The organism is Lentzea sp. NPDC020367 (assembly GCF_044387305.1).
In the GTDB taxonomy this organism is placed as follows: domain Bacteria; phylum Actinomycetota; class Actinomycetes; order Mycobacteriales; family Pseudonocardiaceae; genus Lentzea.
In genome coordinates this window covers 427,655-449,879 of sequence record NZ_JBIRVV010000006.1, presented here as the reverse complement: position 1 = coordinate 449,879, position 22,225 = coordinate 427,655, and the positions used below count along the sequence as shown (strand labels likewise).

Sequence of the window (22,225 nt, the reverse complement as noted above, 5' to 3'; positions counted from 1 at the left end):
AGCCATTGGCGGCACCATCTTGACACCGCTGGGTGGCGAGCGCCACCCTCGACCACCGTCTAAAGGACTGGACGGAGTCCAATTGAGGAGGACGCCGATGAGTCACGATGCAGACAGTCCCCCCACCCCCTCACGGTCGGCCGACGAGCAGCGGCTGCACGAGCTCGGCTATGCGCAGGAGCTCTCCCGGACGATGTCCGGCTTCTCCAACTTCGCGGTGTCGTTCACGATCATCTCGATCCTCTCCGGCTGCCTCACCCTGTACGGCTTCGGCATGAACACAGGTGGTCCCGCGCTGATCGTGTGGGGCTGGCCGTTCGTCGGCCTGATGACGCTGATCGTCGGCCTGGCGATGGCGGAGGTCTGCTCGAGCTTCCCGACGGCGGGCGGGCTGTACTACTGGGCGGCGAAGCTCGCGCCCAGCAACGGCGCCGCCTGGTCGTGGTTCACCGGCTGGTTCAACTTCCTCGGCCAGGTCGCGGTGACCGCGGGCATCGACTTCGGCGCGGCGTTCTTCATCAACGCGTTCCTCGACCTGCAGTTCGGCTTCGCGGCCACGCCCCCGCACACGATCCTGATCTTCGGCATCGTCCTCGTGCTGCACGGGCTGCTCAACACGTTCGGCGTCAAGCTCGTCTCGCTGCTGAACGACATCAGCGTGTGGTGGCACATCGTCGGCGTGGTGGTCATCGTCGGCGCGTTGGTGATCCTGCCGTCGGAGCACCAGTCCGCGTCGTGGGTCTTCACGCACTTCGTCAACAACACCGGCTGGTCGTCGGCGTTCTACGTCGGCATGCTCGGGCTTCTGCTGGCGCAGTACACCTTCACCGGCTACGACGCCTCGGCGCACATGACCGAGGAGACGCACGACGCGGCCCGCAGCGGACCGCGCGGCATCGTGATGTCGATCGTGGTGTCGCTCATCGCGGGCTGGGTGCTGCTGGTCGGCATCACGTTCGCGATCCGCGACTACGACGGCGCCATCGCGAGCTCGACGGGCGTGCCCCCGGCGCAGATCTTCATCGACGCCCTGGGCGTGACCGGCGGCAAGCTGTTGCTGCTGATCGCGATCGGCGCGCAGCTGTTCTGCGGCATGTCGTCGGTGACCGCGAACTCGCGGATGATCTACGCGTTCTCCCGTGACGGCGCGCTGCCGGCGTCGCGGTTCTGGCACAAGATCAACAAGCGCACCCGGACGCCCACCAACGCGATCTGGCTGGCGGCGGGTGGCGCGTTCGTGCTCGGCCTGCCGTACCTGTGGAACGCGACGGCGTACGCGGCGGTCACGTCGATCGCGGTGATCGGCCTCTACATCGCGTACGTGCTGCCGACGCTGCTGCGGCTGCTGCAGGGCGACCGGTTCCAGCGCGGGCCGTGGCACCTCGGCAAGTGGAGCAGGCCCATCGGCGTCGTCGCGGTGGCGTGGGTCCTGTTCATCACCGTGCTGTTCATGCTGCCCCAGGCCAGTCCGGTGACGGCGAAGACGTTCAACTACACGCCGATCGCCGTGCTGGTCGTGCTCGGGTTCGCGGGCGTCTGGTGGCTCGTGTCCGCGCGGAAGTGGTTCACCGGCCCCAAGGTCCAGGGCACGCCGGAGGAACTGGCCGCGATCGAACGGGATCTCGACTCGGTGTGATCGATCCCCGGCGGCACGGGCCTCGTCGGCCGTGCCGCCGTTCGGTGCCCCTAACGTGGCGGAGCATCCCCCTAACGGGTGACCATCAGCCCCTAGGGAGCTCACCCGTCCGAGATCTGGGGATCACACCCGATGCCGGGGGAAGTCGATCTCAATACGGTTCCTGACGACATCCCCCGAACGCCGTAGGAGCCCCACTCCCATGATCCAGGCCACCCCGCAGCAGCCCGTTCAGCCCGCCGCGCCCGCCCCGGCCACCCCGGCGGCCGTGCCGCAGGAGGCCCAGCCGGCCACGCTGCAGGAGTTCGCCCTGAACCTCCTGAACGACCCGGCGGCCCTGTCTGCGTTCGACCTCGACCCCGAAGGCGTCCTCAGCTCCTGCGGTCTGAGCGACATCACCCCCGGTGACGTCCAGGAGATCCTCCCGCTGGTGCTCGACGCCGCCTCGATCGCGGACGTCGACGGCCTCTCGTCCTACAACGCCCTCGGCGGCCTCGCGAACCTCGACTCCGTCAACGGCCTCGCCGGCGACCTGTCCGGTCACTGCGACGTGTCGAGCACCCTCGACGGCGTCACCGGCGTCGTCCCCGGCATCGGCGACGTGGCCGGTCTGGCCAACGTCTCGGACCTCGGCGGCATCACCGACCTCGGCAACGTCACCGACCTGTCCGGTGTCACGGGCCTCGCCGGCACCGGCGACGTGCTCGGCACGGTCACCGGCGTGACCGGCGTGGCGGACGTCCACGGCGTCCTCGGCACCGTCACCGGCGTGACCGACGTCGTCTCCGTCGACGGCGTGCCCGGCGTGGTCGGCGCCCTCACCACCGACGTCACGACCGTCACCGACGTGGTCCACGAGGTCGTCCCGGACGTCGCGCCGGTCAGCGGCGTGCACGACACCGTCCACGGCGTCGCCGACGGCACCGTCGGCAACGTGCTCGGCGGCGACGTGCTCGGTGGCGTCACCGACCTCGACCTGCTCGACGGCGTCGGCGGCCTGACCGAAGGCCTCGGCCTCGGTCTCTGATGTGATGCTCGAATGAGCAGACGAGCGTTGATCCTCGGCGGCACGGGCCTCATCGGCCGTGCCGCCGCTCGGCGTCTGCGGGAGGCCGGCTGGACCGTCGACGCCCCTGGCCGTGAGGTGGACCGCGGCGATCCCGAGGCGCTGGCCGCGGCGATGGGCGACGGCGCGGACCTCCTGGTCGACACCCTGTGCTACTCGGCCACCGACGCACGCACGCTGATGCCGTTGGCACGCAAGGCGGTCTCGACCGTGATGATCTCCGCCAAGGCCGTCTACGTGGACTCCCACGGACGCCACGCGAACTCCTCCGAGCCGCCGCGCTTCGACGCCCCGGTGACCGAGGACCAGCCGACGCTCGCGCCGCTCGACTCGGACCCGTTCACCCGCGAGGGATACGGGCCGAACAAGGTGGCGGCGGAGCGGACGTTGCTCGACAGCGGACTCCCGGTCACCGTGCTGCGACCGTCCAAAGTGCACGGTCCGGGCAACAAGCGGCCGCTGGAGCGGTACTTCGTCGAACGGATCCTCGCCGGGAACAAGGTCGTCGTGCTGGCGTCGCGCGGTCAAGGCGTCGACCACCCGACCGCCGCCGCGAACCTCGCCGCGCTGATCGAGACCGCCGCCCTGCACCCCGGCGCGCGCGTGCTGAACGCCGCCGACCCGGACGCCCCGAACGGCCTGGAGATCTCCCGGATCATCGCGGGCTCGCTCGGCCACGAGTGGCACGAGATCCTGCTGGACCACGACCAGGCCGGTCGCCACCCGTGGCACCGCGGCTTCGTCCTGGACACCTCTGCCGCTCTCGCGCTCGGCTACCGGCCGGTCGGCGACTACGCGGCCACCGTCCAGGAGACGCTCCGCGACCTCGTTTCGAGCAGGTCGTGGCAGGATCGGGCAGGTGAGTGACATTCAACGTGTGGGAGTCGTCGGTTCCGGCCTCATGGGCTCCGGAATCGCCGAGGTGAGTGCCCGTGCCGGCCTCGACGTCATCGTCGCCGAGGTCAACGCGGGTGCGGCCGAGGCAGCGCAGGGGCGGATCGCCACCTCGCTGGCCAGGGGCGTCAAGTCGGGCAAGCTCAGCGAGGAGGACCGCGACGCCGCCCTGGGGCGCATCCGGTTCACCACGGACATGGGCGAGTTCGCCGACCGGCAGTTCGTGGTCGAGGCGGTCGCCGAGAACGAGCAGATCAAGACCGACGTCTTCACCACGCTCGACAAGGTCGTGAAGGACGAGGACGCCATCTTCGCGTCCAACACGTCGTCCATCCCGATCATGAAGCTGGGCATGGCCACCGGCCGTCCCGAGCAGGTCATCGGCGTGCACTTCTTCAACCCGGTGCCGGTGCTCAAGCTCGTGGAGATCGTGCCGTCGCTGCTGACCGGCGCCACCACCCAGGTCCGCGCCGAGGCGTTCGTGCGCGCCACCCTGGGCAAGGAGGTCATCCGCTCGCAGGACCGCGCCGGCTTCGTGGTCAACGCGCTGCTGATCCCCTACCTGCTCTCCTCGATCCGCATGCTGGAGTCCGGCTTCGCCTCGGCCGACGACATCGACAACGGCATGGTGCTCGGCTGCGCGCACCCGATGGGTCCGCTGCGCCTCACCGACCTGATCGGCCTCGACACCACGAAGGCCATCGCCGAGTCGATGTACGACGAGTTCAAGGAGCCGCTGTACTCGCCGCCGCCGCTGCTGCTGCGCATGGTGGACGCGGGCCTGCTGGGCAAGAAGTCCGGACGCGGATTCCACAACTACGCGAAGTGACCGAAACCTGGACCGTGGACGGCGCCCCTCTCGCATCGGACGAGACGGGCGCCGTTCTTCGCGCGCGGATCAGCGCCGGACACCTCGAAACGTGGCTGACCAGCGAGTCCGGCCGGATGCTCGCCTTCGTGACCAACACCGAACGCGCGATGGTCATGCTGCTCGACGGCGAAGGCGACCCCGGTGAACACGCGACAGACCCGGTAGCCACCGGCTCCAGTGACGGTTTCGTGCTCTCCAACGGGCAGAACGACGCGTACCCGGACGCGGACACCGTGCCGATCGACGAGGCGCTGAGGATCGCCGAGCACGTCGTCCGCGAGGGTTCCTGGCCCGCGGACGCGCACCACGTGAGCGATCGCTAGACCGCGGCCAGCCGGTTCATCGAGTGCTGGATCAGCCCGACCAGCACGGCCTTCGAGGACTCCCGATCGCGTGCGTCGCACAGCAGCACCGGGATCGCCTCGTCCAGGTCCAGGGCGTGCCGGACCTCGTCCACCGTGTACATCTGCGACCCGTCGAAGCAGTTCACGGCGACGATGAACGGGATCCCGCGGTGCTCGAAGAAGTCGATCGAGGGGAACGACGAGTCGAGCCGGCGCGTGTCCACCAGCACCACGGCGCCGATGGCACCGGTGGCGAGTTCGTCCCACATGAACCAGAACCTGTTCTGGCCCGGCGTGCCGAACAGGTAGAGCACCACCTTGGTGTTGATGGTGATGCGGCCGAAGTCGAGGGCGACGGTGGTGGTGTCCTTGCCCTCGATGCCGGCGAGGTCGTCGACGTGCACACCGGCCTCGGTGAGCAGTTCCTCGGTCCGAAGAGGCGGGATCTCGGACACCGACGCGACCATGGTGGTCTTGCCGGTGCCGAACCCGCCCGCGATGACGATCTTGACCGCGGTAGGCACGATCAGGCCATCAGATCCCACGAACACCATCCAGTACGGCCTGCAGGAGATCCCTGTCGGGAATCTTGGGGGTGGAGTTCTGCACGAGCACGTCACCACGCTCGATGAGGTCCGACAGCAGGACCTTCACCACGACGAGCGGCACGTCGAGGTAAGCGGCGACCTCGGCGACCGAGAGCGGGCGTGCGCACAGTGCCATGATCTCGCGATGTTCGACCATCAGCGACGTCTGGTCGGACGCAAACGAGGACGCTCGGACCTGCGTCACGAGATGAAGGTCAGGCGCGTTCGGCCGGGTGCGGCCGCGCACCATCGCGTAGGGCCGCACCAACGGTCCCGCGGCCTCGTCGTACCACCAGTCGTCGCGCCCGGTCATCAGCGCGACTCGCGCGCCGAGGGCACGGTCGCCGTCTCCTGGCGCGGAGCCGACGACAGGTACGTACCCACCCTCTTGACCAGCATGTTCATCTCGTACGCGATCATGCCCATGTCCGCGTCCTCCTCGCCCAGCACGGCCAGGCAGGCACCGTGACCGGCCGCCGTCACAAAAAGATACGCGTGTTCCATCTCCACGATCGTCTGCCGGACGGCTCCACCTCCGAAGTGCCGGCCGGTGCCGCGGGCGAGCGACTGGAACGCCGACGCCATCGCGGACAGGTGCTCCGAGTCGTCGCGGGACAGCCCGGCCGAGCGGCCGAGCAGGAGTCCGTCCGCCGACAGCACGACCGCGTGGCGGGCGCCGACCACTCGCTGGATCAGGTCTTCCAGCAACCAGTTCAGTTCGCCGTGCTGGCTTGCGTTGTCCTTCATGACGAGGGGGCTCCTTCTGATCTCCAGTCGTCGGTCAGCCGGGCGTCACGGGTGCCGCGCTGGAACGCGGCCAGTCCGTCACGGGACCGCTCGGCCAGCCTTTCGCCGGTCACCGGCTCGGCGGGTGGCGGCTCCTCCGAGGACTGCATGAGCTGCGGCGCGAGGTTCTGCCGCTTCTTCCTGCGGGGAAGGGGTGCCTTCCCGTCCTGAGCCGGAGGTGCCGCGGGGGTCGGTTCCTCCACCGATGCTTCTGCTGCGGACACGGCCGCGGGGGCAACTGCGCTCATATCAGGTTCTACGAGCGCCTTCAGCCCCGCGTTCAGTGCCTCGTGCACTTCGGGATTCACCTTCACGGGAAAGCTCGGGTGGTCCGCGCCGTGGCCGTGGTACGTGTCGTGGAACGACTGCACCGGCATCTGCGTGGTCTCGGTGATGTCGCCGGCGGTGTTGTGCGGGGCGACGATGTTCGGCGGCAGCACGCACAACGCGACCGTGCCGCCGTAGGGCGAGTCGCGCAGCTCCACCTTGATGCCGCGCCGGGCGGCGAGCCGGGCGACGACGAACAGCCCCAGCCGGGACTCCCCCCGGAACGCCATCGTCTCGAAGTCGGGCGGGTTGGAGAGCTTCGCGTTGGCCTGCAGGCGCTCCTCCTGCGTCATGCCGAGGCCGTGATCCTCGATCTCGATCACGATCCCGTGTGGCACGGCGTTGGAGTGGACGATCACCTCGGAGCGCGGCGAGGAGAACGCCGTCGCGTTGTCGACGAGTTCCGCGAGCAGGTGGATGGTGTCGGCGACGGCCACGCCGACCAGCGCGCGGTCCGGCACCGGGTTGACCCTGACGCGGACGTACTGCTCGGTCTCGGCGACCGCGGACCGCAGGACGTCGCTCAGGCGCACCGGCTTGCGCCACTGCCTGCCCGGCTGTTCCCCGGCGAGGATGATCAGGTTCTCCGCGTTGCGGCGGGCGCGGGTGGCCAGGTGGTCGAGCTGGAACAGCGAGTCGAGCCGCTCGGGGTGCTCCTCCTCGCGCTCCAGCTTGTCGAGGATCTTGATCTGCCGGTGCACCAGGCCCTGGTTGCGGTGCGCGATGTCGAGGAAGACCCGGTTCACGCCCTCGCGTGCCTGCGTCTCCTTCACCGCCGCCGCGACCGCCGTGTACTGGGCTGCGTTGAACGCGTCCGCGACCTGGCCGATCTCGTCGTTGCCGTAGTCGAGCGGCGGCATGTCGCGGTGGACGTCGACCTGCTCGCCGCCGCGCAGCCGGGCCACGATGTGCGGCAGCCGTTCCTGCGCGAGCCGCAGCGTGTCCTCCCGCAGCGACGCCAGCCGCGTGACCAGGGCCCGCGACACGAGCCGGTTCGAGATGCGCAACGCCAGCACGATGCCGACGACGACCGCGAGCAACGCGATCAGGCTGCCGATGAGCACCGCGGCGACCCGGCTGTTGGCCTTGTCGAGACCGAGATCGGCGGCGTTGCGGGCCTGCGTGACGGCGAGCCCGACGAGGTTGTCGTGCACCGGCGCGGCCACCCCGCGCCACTGCTCGTCGGTCACCGTCGCGTCGGAGTTGATGATCCGGCCTTCGAGGTCGAGCAGCGACCGGTACTCGGTGCTGCCGCGCAGCGCGTCGTACAGCGAGCGCGGCTGCTCCAGCGCAAACGGGATCGTTGCGTCGAGACTCGAGTGGTACGCGCCGACCAGCCGGGCGAACTCGACCCGTTCGGCCGGGGTGAACCGGCCGTTGAGCAGCCCGCGCGAGCCGATCGTGGCACCGCGCGAGAGCCAGTCGGCGGCCTGGAAGATCGTGACGGCCTGGACGTTCGCCTGGCTCGCCTCCGAGTCGGGCACGAGGCGCGCCTGCCGGGCGAGCAGCGCGACGCCCGAGTCGAGCAGGCTGTTGTAGTAGTCGTAGACGGCCTGCGGGTTCGCCGATCCCGAGTCGATGCGCGTGCGCTGTTGCGGCAGCTCGTTCAGCACCGAGTTGAGGGCGTTGATCCGGTCGAGCGTGTCCTGGGGCGCGCTCTCGGAGAGTTCGGTGAACGCGTCCTTCATCTTGCGCACGGCTTCGTCGGTGACGCCCTGCTGCCGTTTCAACCCGGTCTTGTCGACGCCCCCGACGCTGCTGAGGACCTCGAGGGTCAGCTGGCGTTCCTTCTGCAGCCCCGCGAGCGCCTCGACGGACGGGATGGTCGCGCCCTTCACCCCGGCGGCGACCGACCGCATGTAGAAACCGTCAAAAAGGGTGTACGAGGAGAAAACGGCCCACATGACCAGCAGGACCACGCTGGGAACGACCACGACACCGGCCAGCCGGGACCGAATGGTCCGGTAGTTGGTCGGTGTGTAACCGCTCTTCTCGTTCACAGCGCTCTCACGGTCTCCTGTGTCCCACGGCTAGCGCTGCGGGTAACCCAACTAACTCCTTCGGCTGCATTTAGGTTACGGGGAGAGATCATCGTTACCCAATGACAGCGATCACACGCAGTACGCGGTCGCAGGCTACCCAGTCGAGTGACTGGAGCAACACCCAGTACGGGGGTTCTTGCCTTGTGAGAACCCCCGTACGGGCTAGTTCTGTCGTTCGTTCTACGGGCGCTCCACCGCGACGACGTTGTAAGTCGTCTCGGGCGTCGGAGGCGTGCTGAACCGGGCATTCGGCAGGTAGAGGCGCTTGCCGAACGCGGCGACCGTCGTGGGAACGTCGAACCGCGCGTCCGTGCGTTCCGCCGCGAGCGTCGCGCCATCACGACTGAGCGTGTAGCGCGCGACTTTGTTCAGCCGGTTTTGCACCACGTACAACTGCCGTCCCTCACGCAACAGACCGTCGCCATTGGTGAGTGTTTGACCGCTCAAATTGATCTCGGTCGATTTGCCGCTCCGGGGATCGATCCGGAAGAGCTTTCCGGTGTTGCTCTGCACGACGATCAGGCCGCCGTCGAGCCCGGTGACGATGCCGTTGAGGTTCGTCGCGCCGGGGGTGACGACGAGGTCGCCGGTCAGCGCGAGCGTCCGGTGCGGCTTGAGGTTCAGCGGCACCTCGTAGAGCACCGCCTTGCGCGAGTCGGTGAACCACGCCGACTTGTCGGTCAGCACGACGTCGTTGACGAACGTGTCCGCGGTGGCGAACTGGAACTTCGCCAGCAACGCGCCCGTGCGCGTGTCGTAGACCCGTGCGTCGCCGCCCGTGCCACCCGAGACCCACAGCCGTTTGCGGTTGTCGACCTTCAGACCGAGTGACGGCGTGCCGGGCCCCTCGGCCAGCACCTTGCCCTTGCCGGTGCGCAGGTCCGCCGCGTAGATCGACCCGGTGGCCCGCGACCCGAAGTAGGCCGTGGTGCCGCTGATCGCGATGCCTTCGGGTTGCCACCCGTTGGGCAGGGAGAACTCGGTCGGGAAGTGCCGGGAACCGTCCGCGGTGGCCGGCGCCGCGACGGTGAGCGTGATGCCCAGGACCGCCGCGAGCAGGACACCGAATCTGCGGTACATGCCGCCTCCTTGTCGGGTTGGGATGCGTCCTGATCCTTCCCCTGCTGGCGGCCGAACAGGAGATTTCTCAGGAATCCGACATCTCTACAGGTCAGCGGCGGCCTCGGCGATGAGTTCCAGCGACTCGCCGGTGCCGAGCGCCCTGTCCTGCAGGCTCTCGAACCGCGAGGCGCACTGCTCGGTCAGCCCAGGCTCCTCGACGTACTCCCCCTTGATGAACGTCTCCAGGTACGCCACGTCGTTGTGCTGCCGATGCGGGAACCCGAGCAACGTGAACGGCGACCCCATCGCCGGATACGCCCCCGCGCCCCTCGGCACCACCCGCAGGGTCACCGTCTCGTGCTCGCTGACCTCCATCAGGTGCAGCAGCTGCGCCTTCATCACCCGCGGCCCGCCGACCACCTGCCGCAGCACCGCCTCCGGGAACACGGTTTGCACCGCCAGGGGATCCCTGTCGGTCAGCCGCGTCGCCCACGCCTCCCGCACCATCGCGAGCCGCGCCGTCCGCACCGGATCGTCGTCCTGCAGAACCGCGTTCGTGTATCCCGGAAGCTGGAACACCGACGGAACGAGATCCGTCGTGAACGCGCGCAACAACGTCGCCTCGAACACCAGATTCGCGAAGTCGGCCGCCGGATCGAAGTTCGGGCCGTCGCCGCTGGAACGCGCCCGGACCCGTTCCGCGTACTGCGCGCGCAACACCACGGCCTGCCATTCCGGAGTCGGCACTTTGTAGACGTAACCGAGCGCCATGACGTCCACGGGCGCCGACGGCTGCACCGCGTTCTCCATCATGGACAGCTTGGCACTGCTGAAACCCACGCGCTGACCGGCCTCGGTGAGGCTCAGCTCGCGCTCGTCGCGCCACCCGGCCAGCTGCCGCCCGATGGCGCGTTCGAGCGTCGTGGCCCGGAAATCCTTCGGCATGACGCAAAGGATATGACCAATTCGGATTCCCGAAAGGGACGGGTCGCTGTGGACAACCCTTTACCGCCAACGATCTTCGTTAGAAGGAATGCTTTGCGTTAAACGGCCGTGCACCCTTTTTACGATTGATAGCGCTTTGCGCGCGCATGAGCACGCACGAGGTCATGGAAGCGAAACGCGTAGTCCCCGACCTCGGTCAGCAACGACTTCTCCACCAGGTCGTCCAGCGCGTCCTCGACGTCGCAGTCGGCCTCGCCCGCGATCGCCGCCGCCACCGGCACCCCGAACGCGTCCGGCTCCCACGCGCACAGCCGGTAGAGCCGAGCCTGCCGTTCCGGAAGCTCCACATAGGACCGATCGAGCAACGGCCCGAGCCGCCCGTCGTCGGCCAGCGGCTCGACGCCGATCTCCTGCGCCTGCGCGAGACCCAGCCTCGAACGGCTCGTGACGAGCACCGTGCCCGAGGCGGGCAGCAGCGGCGTCACCTGCTCGGCGGAGTCCGCGTTGTCCAGCAACAGGGTGAACTGCCGCAACGTGACCAGACTCCGGAAGACCGCCGGCTCGTCACCGGTCTCGACGTCCAACCCGAACGCCCGCAACACCTGACTGAGGTCGTGCGCGGCGAGATCGAGGTAGAGCTGGTCGCCGGATCCCCGCTCCCGCAACCACTTCAACGCGAGCGCGGTCTTCCCCACCCCGCTCGCGCCGTGCAGCACCGTCACCCCGGCCCTGATGCCCGCCAGCTCGGCGTCCCGCCCCACGAAGTGCCGCGGCGGCGCGGGCGGCCGGAACCGCGGCGGTACGTCGTTCCTGCCCCTGATGACCCCTGTGGCTCTGACAGCCAGTACGTCACTCATCAACCCGTACCTCCCCGACACGTTGAAGCTACGGGCTTTCCTCGTCTTACATCAGACGGCCATCGAGTGATCGCACGTGAGCGCGGCCCCTGTCTTCGACGTCGAGGAACGAACCTGCCGGCCGTTGACGATGATCTTGCAGGTGAGCTCGCCGTGCACGCCCTCCAGCCGGATGACGACCCTCCCCTTGCGCTTGCCCATGCGCTCGAACGGCAGGTCGGGGTTGCGCAGCGTCCGTTCCTCCTCACCGGGAAACGTGTAGGTGAGCCGGTCGGTCGTGCCGGTTCCCTCGACCACCACGCGGATGTTGGGCGCTGCCGCACAGCCGGCGCTTCCGGCCAGCAGCAGGCCCACGAGTAAGGCAGCGGTCTTCATGTCCCGAACGGTAGGAAGCGGGGAGGTGCTCCGGCATCAGCCTGAAGGCTCAAGAAGCATCAGCCATCAGAGTGACAACCCGTGGTGTCTGAGGCATTCCTCGACCCGCAACCGCTCGATCTCGCGGTCCATTCCCTCTGGCAACAAACGCAACCGGTGCTCGACGCCCAACGCGGTGCAGGCCTGGACGAGCAGCGCGTCATAGGCCTGACGAGCGCCGATCTTCTTGATCGCGGACGCCCCGGGCTCGAAGGAGGCCCGCACCCGGCGCACACGACGAAGGTCGGCCGCGATTCGTTCTATCGGCCGATGTTCGGGCACCGGTCCAAGCTACCCCGACTGCAACGCCAGGAAGAGGTCCACGCGTGCCTCGAACTCCGCCAGGTCGGCGCCGAGCAGGTCCTCCACGCGCCCCACCCGATACCGCAACGTGTTCACGTGGACGTGCAACTTGCCCGCCGCCGCGGTCCACGAACCAGAACAGTCGAGGAACACCTTCAACGTGCCCACGAGATCCGACCCGTGCTCGGCGTCGTAATCCAGCACCGGGCCGAGGAGCCGTCGCCGCAACGACGCGCGCAGTTCCTCCGGCACGCCCGCGAGCAGCAGTTGGTGCAGTGCGATCTCCTCGCCCGCCACCACACACGTGCGGCCGCCACGGCGCTCTCCCAGCCGACGCGCGTGCGTGGCTTCCTCTGCGGCGCCGCGCAGTCCGCGGGACGTGACCGGTGAGCTGATGCCGACGAGCACGCGGGACGAGCCGAGGCCCGGTTCCATCACGCGCATCGCCTCGCGGACGTCGTCGGGCACCGAGTCGCCGGCCTTGGCCACCGCGTAGACGGTGTCGCCGACCGGTGTCACGAGGGCCTGGGGCAGTGCCTCCTCCAGCACCGCCGCCGCGAGTTCCGTCCGCTGGTCGGAGGTGACGGCGCTGATCACCCGCAGCTGGGCGCTCTCCAGTCCGGCGGCCGCCAGCCGGGACTCCAGGTCGGCCGATCCGCTCAGCACCGCGGACACGAGTGGTGCGGCGGTGCGGTTCTCGATCTGGCGGCCCTGGGCCTCGCGCAGTCGTTCCAGCCCCACCAGCGACGCCAGTTCGGCGGCGGCCTCCGGTTGTACCGAGCCGCCGACGACGAGGATCCAGCTGGTGAGCCGGTTGCCGCCGCGTTCGGAGACGGGGACCAGGGTCATGCCCCTGACCGTCTTCGGGAGGCGGTCGGCCTGCAGGAACTCCTTCACCAGCGCGACCCGCTCGCGCAGTTCGCCGCCCGCGACGACGCGGCCGGTGGTGGACAGCACCCAGCAGGAGGCGCCGAGTTCGTGGCTGCCCGCCAGCAGCAGCGCGGGCAGGCCTGAGCCCTCCGCGACGACGTTGAGCAGGCGGCGGTGGCGGGAGAGGCCGACGAGTTCCATCGAGACGCGTTCGGTGATGGTCGCGAACGAGAGGTCGACCGGCACCTCCAGCAGCGGCACGTGGTGGCGCAGGCAGGCGTCGACCAGGTCGTCGGGCAGCGCGCGGTTCTCGGTCTCGGACGCGGCCAGACCGGCTACGCGGGCCGAGGCGAGGGAGCGGACGAACGTCTCGGAGTCCTGCGGGCCGTGGTGCCAGAGCAGGCCGGACAGCACGAGCTCCCCGCCGGACAGGTACCGGCTGGGGTCGGGCAGCTCCGTTCCGTACACACGGGTGACGGTGCGGTCGAGCTGGTCTTCACCGGTGTGCAGGCTCAGGCGCAGTTCCGGCATCTGCAGCAACGTCCGCAGCAACAACATGAGAGGTCACTTTCGTCCGTTCGTGTTTGTAGGAAAGCACAAATTCGTTACCTGTAGGAGCCTCCTGATTCATGTGTCCCGCCGTAGAGGTGTGTACCTCTAGGTCTGTGTACTGGCTCACAACCAGATGGGAGGGCGAGTGACGATCTCCACGCACGTGCTGGACGCGGCGCGCGGCAGGCCGTTCGCGGGCATCACCGTGTCGCTGCAACGCCGCGACGGGACCGAGGTGGCGCACGCCGAGACGAACACCGATGGCCGGATCACCGGATGGGGTGAAGGTCTGGAGGCCGGGGTCTACCGGCTGGTGTTCGACACCTCGGAGGCGGCGCCGTTCTTCCCCGAGGTCGTGCTCACCTTCGACTACTCCGATCCGGCGCAGCACTACCACGTGCCGTTGCTGCTGTCGCCGTTCGCCTACTCCACCTACCGAGGTAGCTGACGATGGACTTCCTTCGACCGGAAACGCTTGCGGAGGCGTTGGAGCTCAAGGCGGAACGCCCTGACGCCGTGCCGATCGCCGGTGGCACGGACGTCATGGTGGAGCTGAACTACGACCACCGCAGGCCCTCCGCCCTCCTGGACCTGACCCGGATTCCCGAGCTCCAGCAGTGGTCCGACGGGCTGCGCGTCGGCGCCGGCGTGCCGTACGTGCGGATCATCGACGAACTGGGCGCGCAGCTGCCGGGTCTGGCGATGGCCGCACGAACGGTCGGGTCGCCGCAGATCCGCAACCGCGGCACGGTCGGCGGCAACCTCGGCGCGGCCTCCCCCGCCGGGGACACGCACCCGGTGCTGCTGGCCTCCGACGCGGTCATCGAGGTGGCCTCCGTGCGCGGCACTCGGATGATCCCGGCCGCCGAGTTCTACCTGGGGGTCAAGCGGAACGCGCTGGAGCAGGACGAACTGATCGTCGCGGTTCACCTGACGCCTGCCAAGGGGCCACAGCAGTTCTCGAAGGTCGGCACGCGCAACGCCATGGTGATCGCGGTGTGCTCGTTCGGGATCTCGTTGTTCCCCGAGGAGAACCGGGTGGGCGCGGCGGTCGGGTCCGCCGCTCCGACACCACGGCACGCGCACGACGCCGAGCAGTTCCTGGCCTCGGCGCTGGACTTCCGCAACCCCAAGCCGTTGCTGGACTCCGTGAAGCGCGAGTTCGGGGAGCTGGTCTCCCAGGCCGCGTCACCGATCGACGACGTGCGCGGCTCGGCGGCCTACCGCAAGCACGCCTTGGCCGTGATGGCCCGCCGGACGCTGGGCTGGGCCTGGCAGGAACTTCTTGATGGGGAGCGAGCATGCGCGTGAACGTGACGGTCAACGGCGAGCAGCGCCAGGCCGACGACGTGTGGGAAGGCGAGTCGCTGCTGTTCATGCTGCGCGAGCGGCTCGGACTGCCCGGCTCGAAGAACGCCTGCGAGCAGGGCGAATGCGGTTCGTGCACGGTGTACCTGGACAAGGTGCCGGTGTGCGCGTGCCTGGTCGCGGCAGGGCAGGCGCAGGACCGCGAGGTGACGACGGTCGAGGGACTCGCGGACGGCGACGTGCTGGACCCCGTGCAGGAGGCGTTCGTCGAGGCGGGCGCGGTGCAGTGCGGCTTCTGCACGCCGGGTCTCGTGGTGCAGGCGCACGATCTGCTGGACCGCGTGCCGAACCCGTCGGATCCGGAGATCCGCGAGGCGCTGGCCGGAAACCTGTGCCGCTGCACGGGGTACGAGAAGATCCTGGACGCCGTGCGACTGGCGGCGGCGCGCCGATGATCGTCCTCGACCGCTGCGCGGTGTCCACTGTGGACGAGGCCGGGACCGAGCACCTGTCCGGGCACGTCGTCATCGACGGCGGGCGGATCCGGTCCGTCGGATCCGGCCCGGCGCCTCGGCCCTACGAGTCGCACACCTACGTCGACGCGTCGTCGTGCCTGGTGACGCCGGGGCTGATCAACACGCACCACCACCTCTACCAGTGGGCGACGCGCGGGCTCGCGACCGACGCCACGCTGTTCGAGTGGCTGACCACGCTGTACCCGGTGTGGCGCGGGCTCGACGACACCGTTACGCACGCGGCGGCGTCGGCAGGGCTGGCGCGACTGGCGTTGACGGGCTGCACGCTCGCCGCCGACCACCACTACGTCTTCCCGTCCGGTGGCGGCGACGTCTTCGACGCGCTGGTCTCGGCGGGGCGGCGGATCGGGATCCGCCTGGAGGCGATCCGCGGCTCGATGGACCGGGGCCAGTCGCACGGCGGGTTGCCGCCGGACAACCTGGTCGAGGAGACCGAGGCCGCGCTGATCGCGACCGAGCAGGCGATCGGCGACTACCACTCCACCGCCGACGACGCGCTCGTGCGCGTGGCCGTGGGTCCGTGCTCGCCGTTCTCGGTGTCGCGCGAACTCATGACCGGCGCCGCGGCTCTCGCTCGCCGCCACGACGTCCGGCTGCACACGCACCTCGCCGAGACCCTGGACGAGGAAGAGCAGTGCCAGGCGGAGAACGGGTGCACGCCGACCGAGTACGCCGAGCAGCTCGGCTGGCTGGGTCCGGACGTGTGGCTCGCGCACACCGTGCACCTCAACGGCGACGCGGTGAAGCGGCTGGGAGCGACCAGGACCGGTTCCGCGCACTGCCCGACGTCCAACGGGCGGCTGGGCACCGGGATCGCGCCGGTCCGCGACCTGCTGGACGCCGGCGCGCCGGTCGGTCTCGGCGTCGACGGTGCCGCGTCCAATGAGGACGGTGGACTGGTCGTCGAGCTGCGTTCGGCGCTCTACCAGGCACGTCAGCGGGGCGGTCCGGGCGCGATGGACGCTCGCAGGGCGTTGTGGATGGGCACGATGGGCGGCGCCCAGGTACTGGGCCGCGCGGACGCGCTGGGCTCGATCGAGCCGGGCAAGGTCGCGGACCTCGCCGTGTGGGACCTGTCCGGAATGGACTACGCGGGGATCGCGGACCCGGTGGCGGCACTGGTGCTCGGCACTCCCCCGCCGTTGAAACTGTTGATCGTCGGCGGTGAGGTCGTGGTGCGGGACGGTGTCCTGCTCACGGCGTCGACCGACGAGCTGGCGCGTGACCTGTCCGCGGCCGGCGCCAAGCTCCAGGAGGCAGCGCGATGACCCTCACTCCGGCCGAACTCACCTCCGCGGTCTCGGGTGGCATCGGGACGTCGCCGCAGCGCCCGGACGGCAACCTGAAGGTGCGCGGCGAGTTCGCCTACGCGTCCGACCTGTGGCACGAGGACATGATCTGGGGCGCGACGCTGCGTTCGCCGCACCCGTATGCCCGCATCACGTCGGTCGACATCACTGAAGCGTTGAAGGTGCCGGGCGTGTACGCGGTGCTGACGCACTCGGACGTGCCCGGCCGCAACCTGTACGGGCTGGAGCACAAGGACCAGCCGGTGCTGGCCGTGGACGTCGTGCGCTACCAGGGCGAGCCGATCGCGCTGGTCGGCGCCGACCACCCGGAGACCGCGCTGCGGGCGATGAAGAAGATCGTCGTGACCTACGACGTGCTGGAACCCGTGGTGGACATGGAGACCGCGGCCGAGGACACCCCGTTGCACCCCGGCGGGAACCTGGTGCGGCACGTGCCGATCCGGCGCGGTTCGCAGGACGTCGAGGCCGAGGTCGTGGTGACCGGCCGGTACGAGGTCGGGATGCAGGACCAGGCGTTCCTCGGGCCGGAGTCCGGGCTCGCGGTGCCGGCGACGGACGGTTCGGTCGATCTCTACATCGCGACGCAGTGGCTGCACGTCGACCGCGACCAGATCGCGGCCGCGCTGGGCCTGCCGCAGGAGCAGGTGCGGCTGACGCTGTCCGGCGTCGGCGGTGCGTTCGGTGGCCGTGAGGACCTGTCGATGCAGGTGCACGCGTGTCTGCTGGCCCTGTACACCGGCAAGCCGGTGAAGATGGTCTACAACCGCGAAGAGTCGTTCTACGGTCACGTGCACCGGCACCCGGCCGTGCTGTACTACGAGCACGGCGCCGACCACACCGGCAAACTCGTCTACGTCCGCACTCGCATGTACCTCGACGGTGGCGCGTACGCGTCCTCGACGCCCGCTGTCGTGGCCAACGCGGCGACGCTGGGCGTGGGTCCGTACGAGGTCGACAACGTCACGATCGACGCCTATGGCCTCTACACGAACAACCCGCCGTGTGGCGCGATGCGCGGATTCGGTGCTGTGCAGGCAGGTTTCGCCTACGAGTCCCAGATGGACAAGCTGGCGGAGGCGCTGGGCATGTCCCCGGTCGACGTCCGGATCCGCAACGCGATGACCGAGGGTTCCGTGATGCCGACCGGTCAGGTCGTCGACTCGGCCGCACCCGTCGCGCAGCTGCTGAAGCTCGTGCAGGACAGGCCGTTGCCCGCAGGGACGTCCTCCGACATCCGCGAACTGCCCGGTGGCGTCTCGAACACCACGCACGGCGAGGGCGTCATCCGCGGCGTCGGCTACGCGGTCGGCATCAAGAACATCTGCTTCTCCGAGGGCTACGACGACTACTCGACCGCGCGCGTCCGGGTGTCGATGGTCAACGGGGAACTGGCCGCCGCCGTGCACACCGCCGCCTGCGAGGTCGGCCAGGGCCTGGTGACGATCATGCAGCAGATCGTGCGGACCGAACTCGGCATCGAGCGCGTCACCGTGCTGCCGATGGACACCACGATCGGCAACGGCGGCTCGACCTCGGCCTCGCGCCAGACGTACGTCACCGGCGGCGCCGTGAAGGCCGCCTGCGCGCTCGTTCTGTCGCGTTTGGACGGTCGCACGGACATCGGCGACGAGGTGATCGACGAGACCACCGAGTGGCGTCACCGCGCGACCGAGGCTCTCGATCCCGAGACCGGACAAGGCAACGCGCACGTCCAGTACGGTTTCGCCGCCCACCGCGCCGTCGTCGACGTGGACGTCGATCTCGGCCTGGTGCGCGTCGTGTCGCTGGACTGCGCGCAGGACGTCGGCAAGGCGCTGAACCCGCAGGCCGTGGTCGGCCAGATCCAGGGCGGCTCCGCCCAGGGCCTCGGCCTCGCCGTGATGGAGGAGATCCAGACCTCCGGCGGCAAGGTGCGCAACCCGTCGTTCACCGACTACCTCATCCCCACCGTGCTCGACATGCCGCCGATGAGCATCGACGTGCTCGAGCTCGCCGATCCCCACGCCCCGTACGGGATCCGTGGCGTCGGCGAACCGCCCACCATCTCGTCGACCCCGGCGATCGTGGCGGCGATCCGCGCGGCGACCGGCCTGGCGCTCACCCGCGTCCCGGTCCGCCCGGAACACCTCACCGGTACTTAGAACCTGGAGTTTGTTGCTGTGAACGCACATCTGCTCGCCACCATCGACCTGGCCACCCGCAACGTGGCCTCCGGTGGGGGCCCGTTCGGCGCGATGATCGTCCGCGACGGCGAGGTGATCGCCACCGGCGTGAACCAGGTGACGCCGAACCTCGACCCGACCGCCCACGCCGAGGTCGTCGCGATCCGCGCTGCCTGCCAGGCGCTCGGTGACTTCCGTTTGACCGGCTGCACGTTGATCTCCTCGTGCGAGCCGTGCCCCTTGTGCTTGTCCGCCGCGCTCTGGGCGCGCGTGGACAAGGTCGTGTACGCCGCCGACCGCGATGACGCGGCGGCGGCCGGCTTCGACGACCGGGAGTTCTACGAACTCTTCAGCAAGTCCCGCAGCGAGTGGGACCTGCCGGTACACCAGATCTCCACAGGCGAGGACAACGCCCCGTTTACCGCGTGGACGTCTCTCGCAACTCGTATCGATTACTAACGGCCACAAGCCTGTCTAGCTGACCGGAGCTCGCATCGCACAAACGCGTTCCGGCGTTGGAACGCGCCCACCGGCATGGGAAAGGCCGTCCATCCATGACCCAGTTACGGAGCCGACCGACGACTTCGTCGCTCGACCAGTTCTTCCGCATCACCGAACGCGGCAGCACGTTCGGCCGTGAAGTGCGCGGCGGTATCACGACGTTCGTCGCGATGTCGTACATCGTGCTGCTGAACCCGTTGATCCTCGGCGCGTCCGCGGACATCACCGGCGCCAAACTCACCATCGCCGAAATCACCACCGCGACCGCGCTGGCGGCCGGCGTGATGACCGTCCTCATGGGACTCGTCGGCAACGCTCCACTGGCGATAGCCGCCGGTCTCGGCGTGAACGGCGTGGTCGCCTTCCAGATGGCGCCGACGATGACCTGGGCGCAGGCCTTCGGTCTCGTGGTGCTGGAGGGCGTCTGCATCGTGATCATGGCCGCCTCCGGCGTCCGCGAGCGGATCATCAACGCGATCCCGGAGCCGTTGAAGATCGCGATCACCGTGGGCATCGGGCTCTACATCGCTTTGGTGGGACTGGTCTCCGCCGGTTTCGTGACCCGCACGCCGGACGCCGCGCACTCGACGGTGCCGGTGCGGATGGGCGTCGACGGCCACCTGAGCGGCTGGCCGATCGCGATCTTCTGCCTGGGTCTGCTGCTGATGATCGTGCTGATGGCGCGCGGTGTGCCCGGTGCCGTGCTGATCAGCATCGTGGTGGCCACGGTCGTCGCGATCGGTGTGAACGCCGCGTTCGACGTGCAGGGCTGGGGACTCGTGTCGCCCACGCTGCCGGACTCGGTGGTCAGCTCGCCGGACTTCGGGTTGTTCGGGCGGGTGGACCTGTTCGGCGGCTTCGTGTCCGCGGGTGTGATCGCGGCGACGATCTTCCTGTTCACGCTGGTGCTGTCCGGTTTCTTCGACGCCATGGGCACGATCACCTCGGTCTCCGACGAGGCGGGTCTCACCAAGGACGGTCGCGTCGAGGGCATGGGCAAGATCCTGATGGTCGACGGCGCCGGCGCGATCGCCGGTGGCGTCACGGGGTCCGCCCCGAACACCGTGTTCCTGGAGTCGGCCGCGGGCGTTGGCGAAGGCGCCCGAACCGGCCTGGCCTCGGTGGTGACCGGCGGACTGTTCCTGGTGGCACTGCTCTTCACGCCGCTGGCGACGGTCGTGCCCGCGCAGGCGGCGGCTCCCGCGCTGGTGGTGATCGGCGGCCTGATGATGACCCAGATCCGCCGAATCCCCTGGCAGGAAACGGACTTCACGATTCCGGTCTTCCTGACCATCGCCGTCATCCCGTTCACCTACTCCATCACCAACGGCATCGGCGCGGGCCTCGTGTCCTACGTCGTGCTGCGCGTCTGCAAGGGCCGCTGGCCCGGCTGGCTGATGACCGGCCTGGCGCTGATGTTCGCCGTGTACTTCGGCGTGGATCTGATCACCGGCAAGTGACCTGAGGGCTCGGCCGGGCGGCCACCCGGCCGAGCCCTTCTTCTCGATTGGGAGGCTCGATGCGTGATCTGGCGCCGACTTTGCTGTCGTGGGACCGGTTCGCGGTCGCCTCGGTGGTGGCCGTGCGCGGCAGCGCGCCCCGCCCGGTCGGCGCCGCGATGGCCGTCGGCCCCTCCGGCGAGGTGATCGGCAGCGTGTCCGGCGGCTGTGTGGAGGCCGAGGTCTACGACCTGGCGTGCCAGGTGCTGGAGACCTCCGAACCGGCTTTCGCCACGTTCGGCTACTCCGACGACACGGCGTTCGCGGTCGGCCTCACCTGCGGCGGCTCGCTGGACGTGCTGGTGCAGCGCGACAGCCCGTCGTTGCGCGCGGCACTTCAGGCCTCGGTCGACGGACACCCCGTGTCGGTCCGGTTCGAGGCCGACGGACGGACGTTCACCGAGTCGTGGACGCCACCACCGCGTCTGCTGGTGTTCGGCGCCATCGACCACGCCGCCGCCGTGGCCGAGATCGGGCGTTTCCTCGGCTATCACGTGACCGTGTGCGACGCACGACCCGTGTTCGCCACTCCCGCACGTTTCCCCGCGGCGCACTCAGTCGTCGTCGACTGGCCGCACCGCTACCTCGCGTCCACCCACACCGACGACTCCACCGCCGTCGTGGTGCTGACCCACGACCCGAAGTTCGACATCCCCGTGCTCGTGGAGGCGCTGGCGAGGCCGTTGGCGTTCGTCGGCGCGCTGGGCTCCCGCCGCACGCACGCGGAGCGCCTCGAACGACTGCGAGAAGCGGGCGTCGGCGAGGCGTCGCTGGCGCGGCTCCGTTCCCCCATCGGCCTCGACCTCGGCGGCCGCAGCCCGTCCGAGACGGCGGTGTCGATCGCGGCCGAACTCGTGGCCGTGCGCCACGGCGGCACCGGTCTTCCGTTGTCGGCGCTGTCCACCCCCATCCACCGAACCCTGGAGAGTCATGGCACTGATCTTCCTCAACGGCGGCGGCATGCGGGGCGGACCGCTGCACTCGCAACTCCAGGGCACGCCGATGGTGTGCCAGGCGCGCAGTGCGGCCAAGTACCGCTACTTCTCGGTGCGGGGGAAGTTCCCCGCGATGCACGAGTCGGGCTCGGCCTCGGTCGTCGGTGAGCTCTACGACCTGCCGCTGAAGATCCTGCGCGACCACCTCGTCCCAGCCGAGCCGGCCGAACTGGAGATCGGCGTCATCGAACTGGAGGACGGCAGCGCGGCCCTCGCGACCGTCCTGCGCGACGCGATGGTCGATCCGTTGATCCGATCGGGTGACATCCGGGACATCTCGTATCTCGGCGACTGGCGGGAGTTCTTGCACAGCGAGGGGTGAGGGAGTGGCACGGGGGGTGCCACTGGCAAGGGGGAG

23 protein-coding genes and 1 pseudogene are annotated in these 22,225 nt (G+C 69.2%); 14 read left to right on the top strand and 10 right to left on the bottom strand.

The window, feature by feature from the left end:
• Positions 1 to 97 precede the first annotated feature (97 nt).
• The 5 genes from ACH413_RS27310 (at position 98) to ACH413_RS27290 (ending at position 4,790) form a co-directional block, all read left to right on the top strand.
• Positions 98 to 1,636 carry an amino acid permease gene (locus ACH413_RS27310; RefSeq protein ID WP_360031569.1) on the top strand — a complete coding sequence of 513 codons (1,539 nt, stop codon included), beginning with the start codon at positions 98 to 100 and terminating at the stop codon, positions 1,634 to 1,636.
• A 202-nt stretch (positions 1,637 to 1,838) separates the two neighbouring features.
• Positions 1,839 to 2,663: an IniB N-terminal domain-containing protein gene (locus ACH413_RS27305; protein ID WP_360031570.1), complete on the top strand. Its 825-nt coding sequence runs from the start codon at positions 1,839 to 1,841 to the stop codon at positions 2,661 to 2,663.
• Positions 2,664 to 2,675: 12 nt separating this feature from the next.
• Entirely contained in the window at positions 2,676 to 3,569 is an 894-nt protein-coding gene (locus ACH413_RS27300; protein WP_360031571.1) for an NAD-dependent epimerase/dehydratase family protein, read from the top strand.
• Positions 3,562 to 4,425, top strand: a complete 864-nt coding sequence (locus ACH413_RS27295; protein WP_319979098.1) for a 3-hydroxybutyryl-CoA dehydrogenase — start codon at positions 3,562 to 3,564, stop codon at positions 4,423 to 4,425. The genes ACH413_RS27300 and ACH413_RS27295 overlap by 8 nt, the downstream gene beginning before the upstream one ends.
• Entirely contained in the window at positions 4,422 to 4,790 is a 369-nt protein-coding gene (locus ACH413_RS27290) for a hypothetical protein (RefSeq protein WP_360031573.1), read from the top strand. The genes ACH413_RS27295 and ACH413_RS27290 overlap by 4 nt, the downstream gene beginning before the upstream one ends.
• On the opposite strand, the gene ACH413_RS27285 is transcribed toward ACH413_RS27290, so the two are convergent.
• From ACH413_RS27285 to ACH413_RS27240, 10 genes are all read right to left on the bottom strand, one after another.
• Positions 4,787 to 5,365 carry an ATP/GTP-binding protein gene (locus ACH413_RS27285; RefSeq protein ID WP_360031575.1) on the bottom strand — a complete coding sequence of 193 codons (579 nt, stop codon included), beginning with the start codon at positions 5,363 to 5,365 and terminating at the stop codon, positions 4,787 to 4,789. The two genes, ACH413_RS27290 and ACH413_RS27285, sit on opposite strands and share 4 nt — an antisense overlap.
• Positions 5,346 to 5,711: a DUF742 domain-containing protein gene (locus tag ACH413_RS27280; protein WP_360031577.1), complete on the bottom strand. Its 366-nt coding sequence runs from the start codon at positions 5,709 to 5,711 to the stop codon at positions 5,346 to 5,348. The genes ACH413_RS27285 and ACH413_RS27280 overlap by 20 nt, the downstream gene beginning before the upstream one ends.
• A complete protein-coding gene (locus ACH413_RS27275; RefSeq protein ID WP_093601109.1) occupies positions 5,711 to 6,145 on the bottom strand; it encodes a roadblock/LC7 domain-containing protein in 435 nt (144 codons plus the stop codon). Before ACH413_RS27275 ends, ACH413_RS27280 begins: the two co-directional genes overlap by 1 nt.
• Positions 6,142 to 8,511 carry a nitrate- and nitrite sensing domain-containing protein gene (locus ACH413_RS27270; RefSeq protein WP_360031580.1) on the bottom strand — a complete coding sequence of 790 codons (2,370 nt, stop codon included), beginning with the start codon at positions 8,509 to 8,511 and terminating at the stop codon, positions 6,142 to 6,144. Before ACH413_RS27270 ends, ACH413_RS27275 begins: the two co-directional genes overlap by 4 nt.
• A gap of 222 nt (positions 8,512 to 8,733) precedes the next feature.
• Positions 8,734 to 9,633, bottom strand: a complete 900-nt coding sequence (locus ACH413_RS27265) for a superoxide dismutase (RefSeq protein ID WP_360031582.1) — start codon at positions 9,631 to 9,633, stop codon at positions 8,734 to 8,736.
• A gap of 84 nt (positions 9,634 to 9,717) precedes the next feature.
• Positions 9,718 to 10,560 carry a helix-turn-helix transcriptional regulator gene (locus ACH413_RS27260; RefSeq protein WP_360031584.1) on the bottom strand — a complete coding sequence of 281 codons (843 nt, stop codon included), beginning with the start codon at positions 10,558 to 10,560 and terminating at the stop codon, positions 9,718 to 9,720.
• 119 nt (positions 10,561 to 10,679) lie between these two features.
• Positions 10,680 to 11,417, bottom strand: coding sequence for a hypothetical protein (locus ACH413_RS27255; protein ID WP_360031586.1), 738 nt, complete (start codon positions 11,415 to 11,417; stop codon positions 10,680 to 10,682).
• Between the two features lie 51 nt (positions 11,418 to 11,468).
• On the bottom strand, positions 11,469 to 11,792 hold the full coding sequence (locus ACH413_RS27250) for a hypothetical protein (RefSeq protein WP_330273980.1): 324 nt from the start codon (positions 11,790 to 11,792) through the stop codon (positions 11,469 to 11,471).
• Between the two features lie 66 nt (positions 11,793 to 11,858).
• Complete coding sequence (locus ACH413_RS27245) at positions 11,859 to 12,065, bottom strand: hypothetical protein (protein WP_360031588.1); 207 nt, start codon at positions 12,063 to 12,065, stop codon at positions 11,859 to 11,861.
• A 57-nt stretch (positions 12,066 to 12,122) separates the two neighbouring features.
• Positions 12,123 to 13,562 carry a PucR family transcriptional regulator gene (locus ACH413_RS27240; RefSeq protein WP_360031590.1) on the bottom strand — a complete coding sequence of 480 codons (1,440 nt, stop codon included), beginning with the start codon at positions 13,560 to 13,562 and terminating at the stop codon, positions 12,123 to 12,125.
• A 127-nt stretch (positions 13,563 to 13,689) separates the two neighbouring features.
• Between ACH413_RS27240 and uraH the strand changes: the two genes are divergently transcribed.
• The 9 genes and pseudogenes from uraH to ACH413_RS27195 form a co-directional block, all read left to right on the top strand.
• Complete coding sequence (gene uraH / locus ACH413_RS27235; RefSeq protein ID WP_360031592.1) at positions 13,690 to 14,004, top strand: hydroxyisourate hydrolase; 315 nt, start codon at positions 13,690 to 13,692, stop codon at positions 14,002 to 14,004.
• A gap of 2 nt (positions 14,005 to 14,006) precedes the next feature.
• On the top strand, positions 14,007 to 14,867 hold the full coding sequence (locus ACH413_RS27230) for a xanthine dehydrogenase family protein subunit M (protein ID WP_360031594.1): 861 nt from the start codon (positions 14,007 to 14,009) through the stop codon (positions 14,865 to 14,867).
• Positions 14,858 to 15,319 (top strand): (2Fe-2S)-binding protein, encoded by a 462-nt coding sequence (locus ACH413_RS27225; RefSeq protein WP_360031595.1) that lies wholly within the window; start codon positions 14,858 to 14,860, stop codon positions 15,317 to 15,319. The genes ACH413_RS27230 and ACH413_RS27225 overlap by 10 nt, the downstream gene beginning before the upstream one ends.
• Positions 15,316 to 16,668 (top strand): 8-oxoguanine deaminase, encoded by a 1,353-nt coding sequence (locus ACH413_RS27220; protein WP_360031597.1) that lies wholly within the window; start codon positions 15,316 to 15,318, stop codon positions 16,666 to 16,668. The genes ACH413_RS27225 and ACH413_RS27220 overlap by 4 nt, the downstream gene beginning before the upstream one ends.
• Positions 16,665 to 18,851 (top strand): molybdopterin cofactor-binding domain-containing protein, encoded by a 2,187-nt coding sequence (locus ACH413_RS27215; RefSeq protein ID WP_360031599.1) that lies wholly within the window; start codon positions 16,665 to 16,667, stop codon positions 18,849 to 18,851. Before ACH413_RS27220 ends, ACH413_RS27215 begins: the two co-directional genes overlap by 4 nt.
• A gap of 18 nt (positions 18,852 to 18,869) precedes the next feature.
• On the top strand, positions 18,870 to 19,331 hold the full coding sequence (locus ACH413_RS27210) for a nucleoside deaminase (RefSeq protein ID WP_177320662.1): 462 nt from the start codon (positions 18,870 to 18,872) through the stop codon (positions 19,329 to 19,331).
• A 95-nt stretch (positions 19,332 to 19,426) separates the two neighbouring features.
• Entirely contained in the window at positions 19,427 to 20,833 is a 1,407-nt protein-coding gene (locus ACH413_RS27205) for an NCS2 family permease (protein ID WP_360031601.1), read from the top strand.
• Between the two features lie 59 nt (positions 20,834 to 20,892).
• A complete protein-coding gene (locus ACH413_RS27200) occupies positions 20,893 to 21,975 on the top strand; it encodes an XdhC family protein (protein ID WP_360031603.1) in 1,083 nt (360 codons plus the stop codon).
• A pseudogene (locus ACH413_RS27195) lies at positions 21,872 to 22,189 on the top strand (gamma-glutamylcyclotransferase); the annotation flags it as partial. The gene ACH413_RS27200 and the pseudogene ACH413_RS27195, both read left to right, overlap by 104 nt.
• Positions 22,190 to 22,225 lie beyond the last annotated feature (36 nt).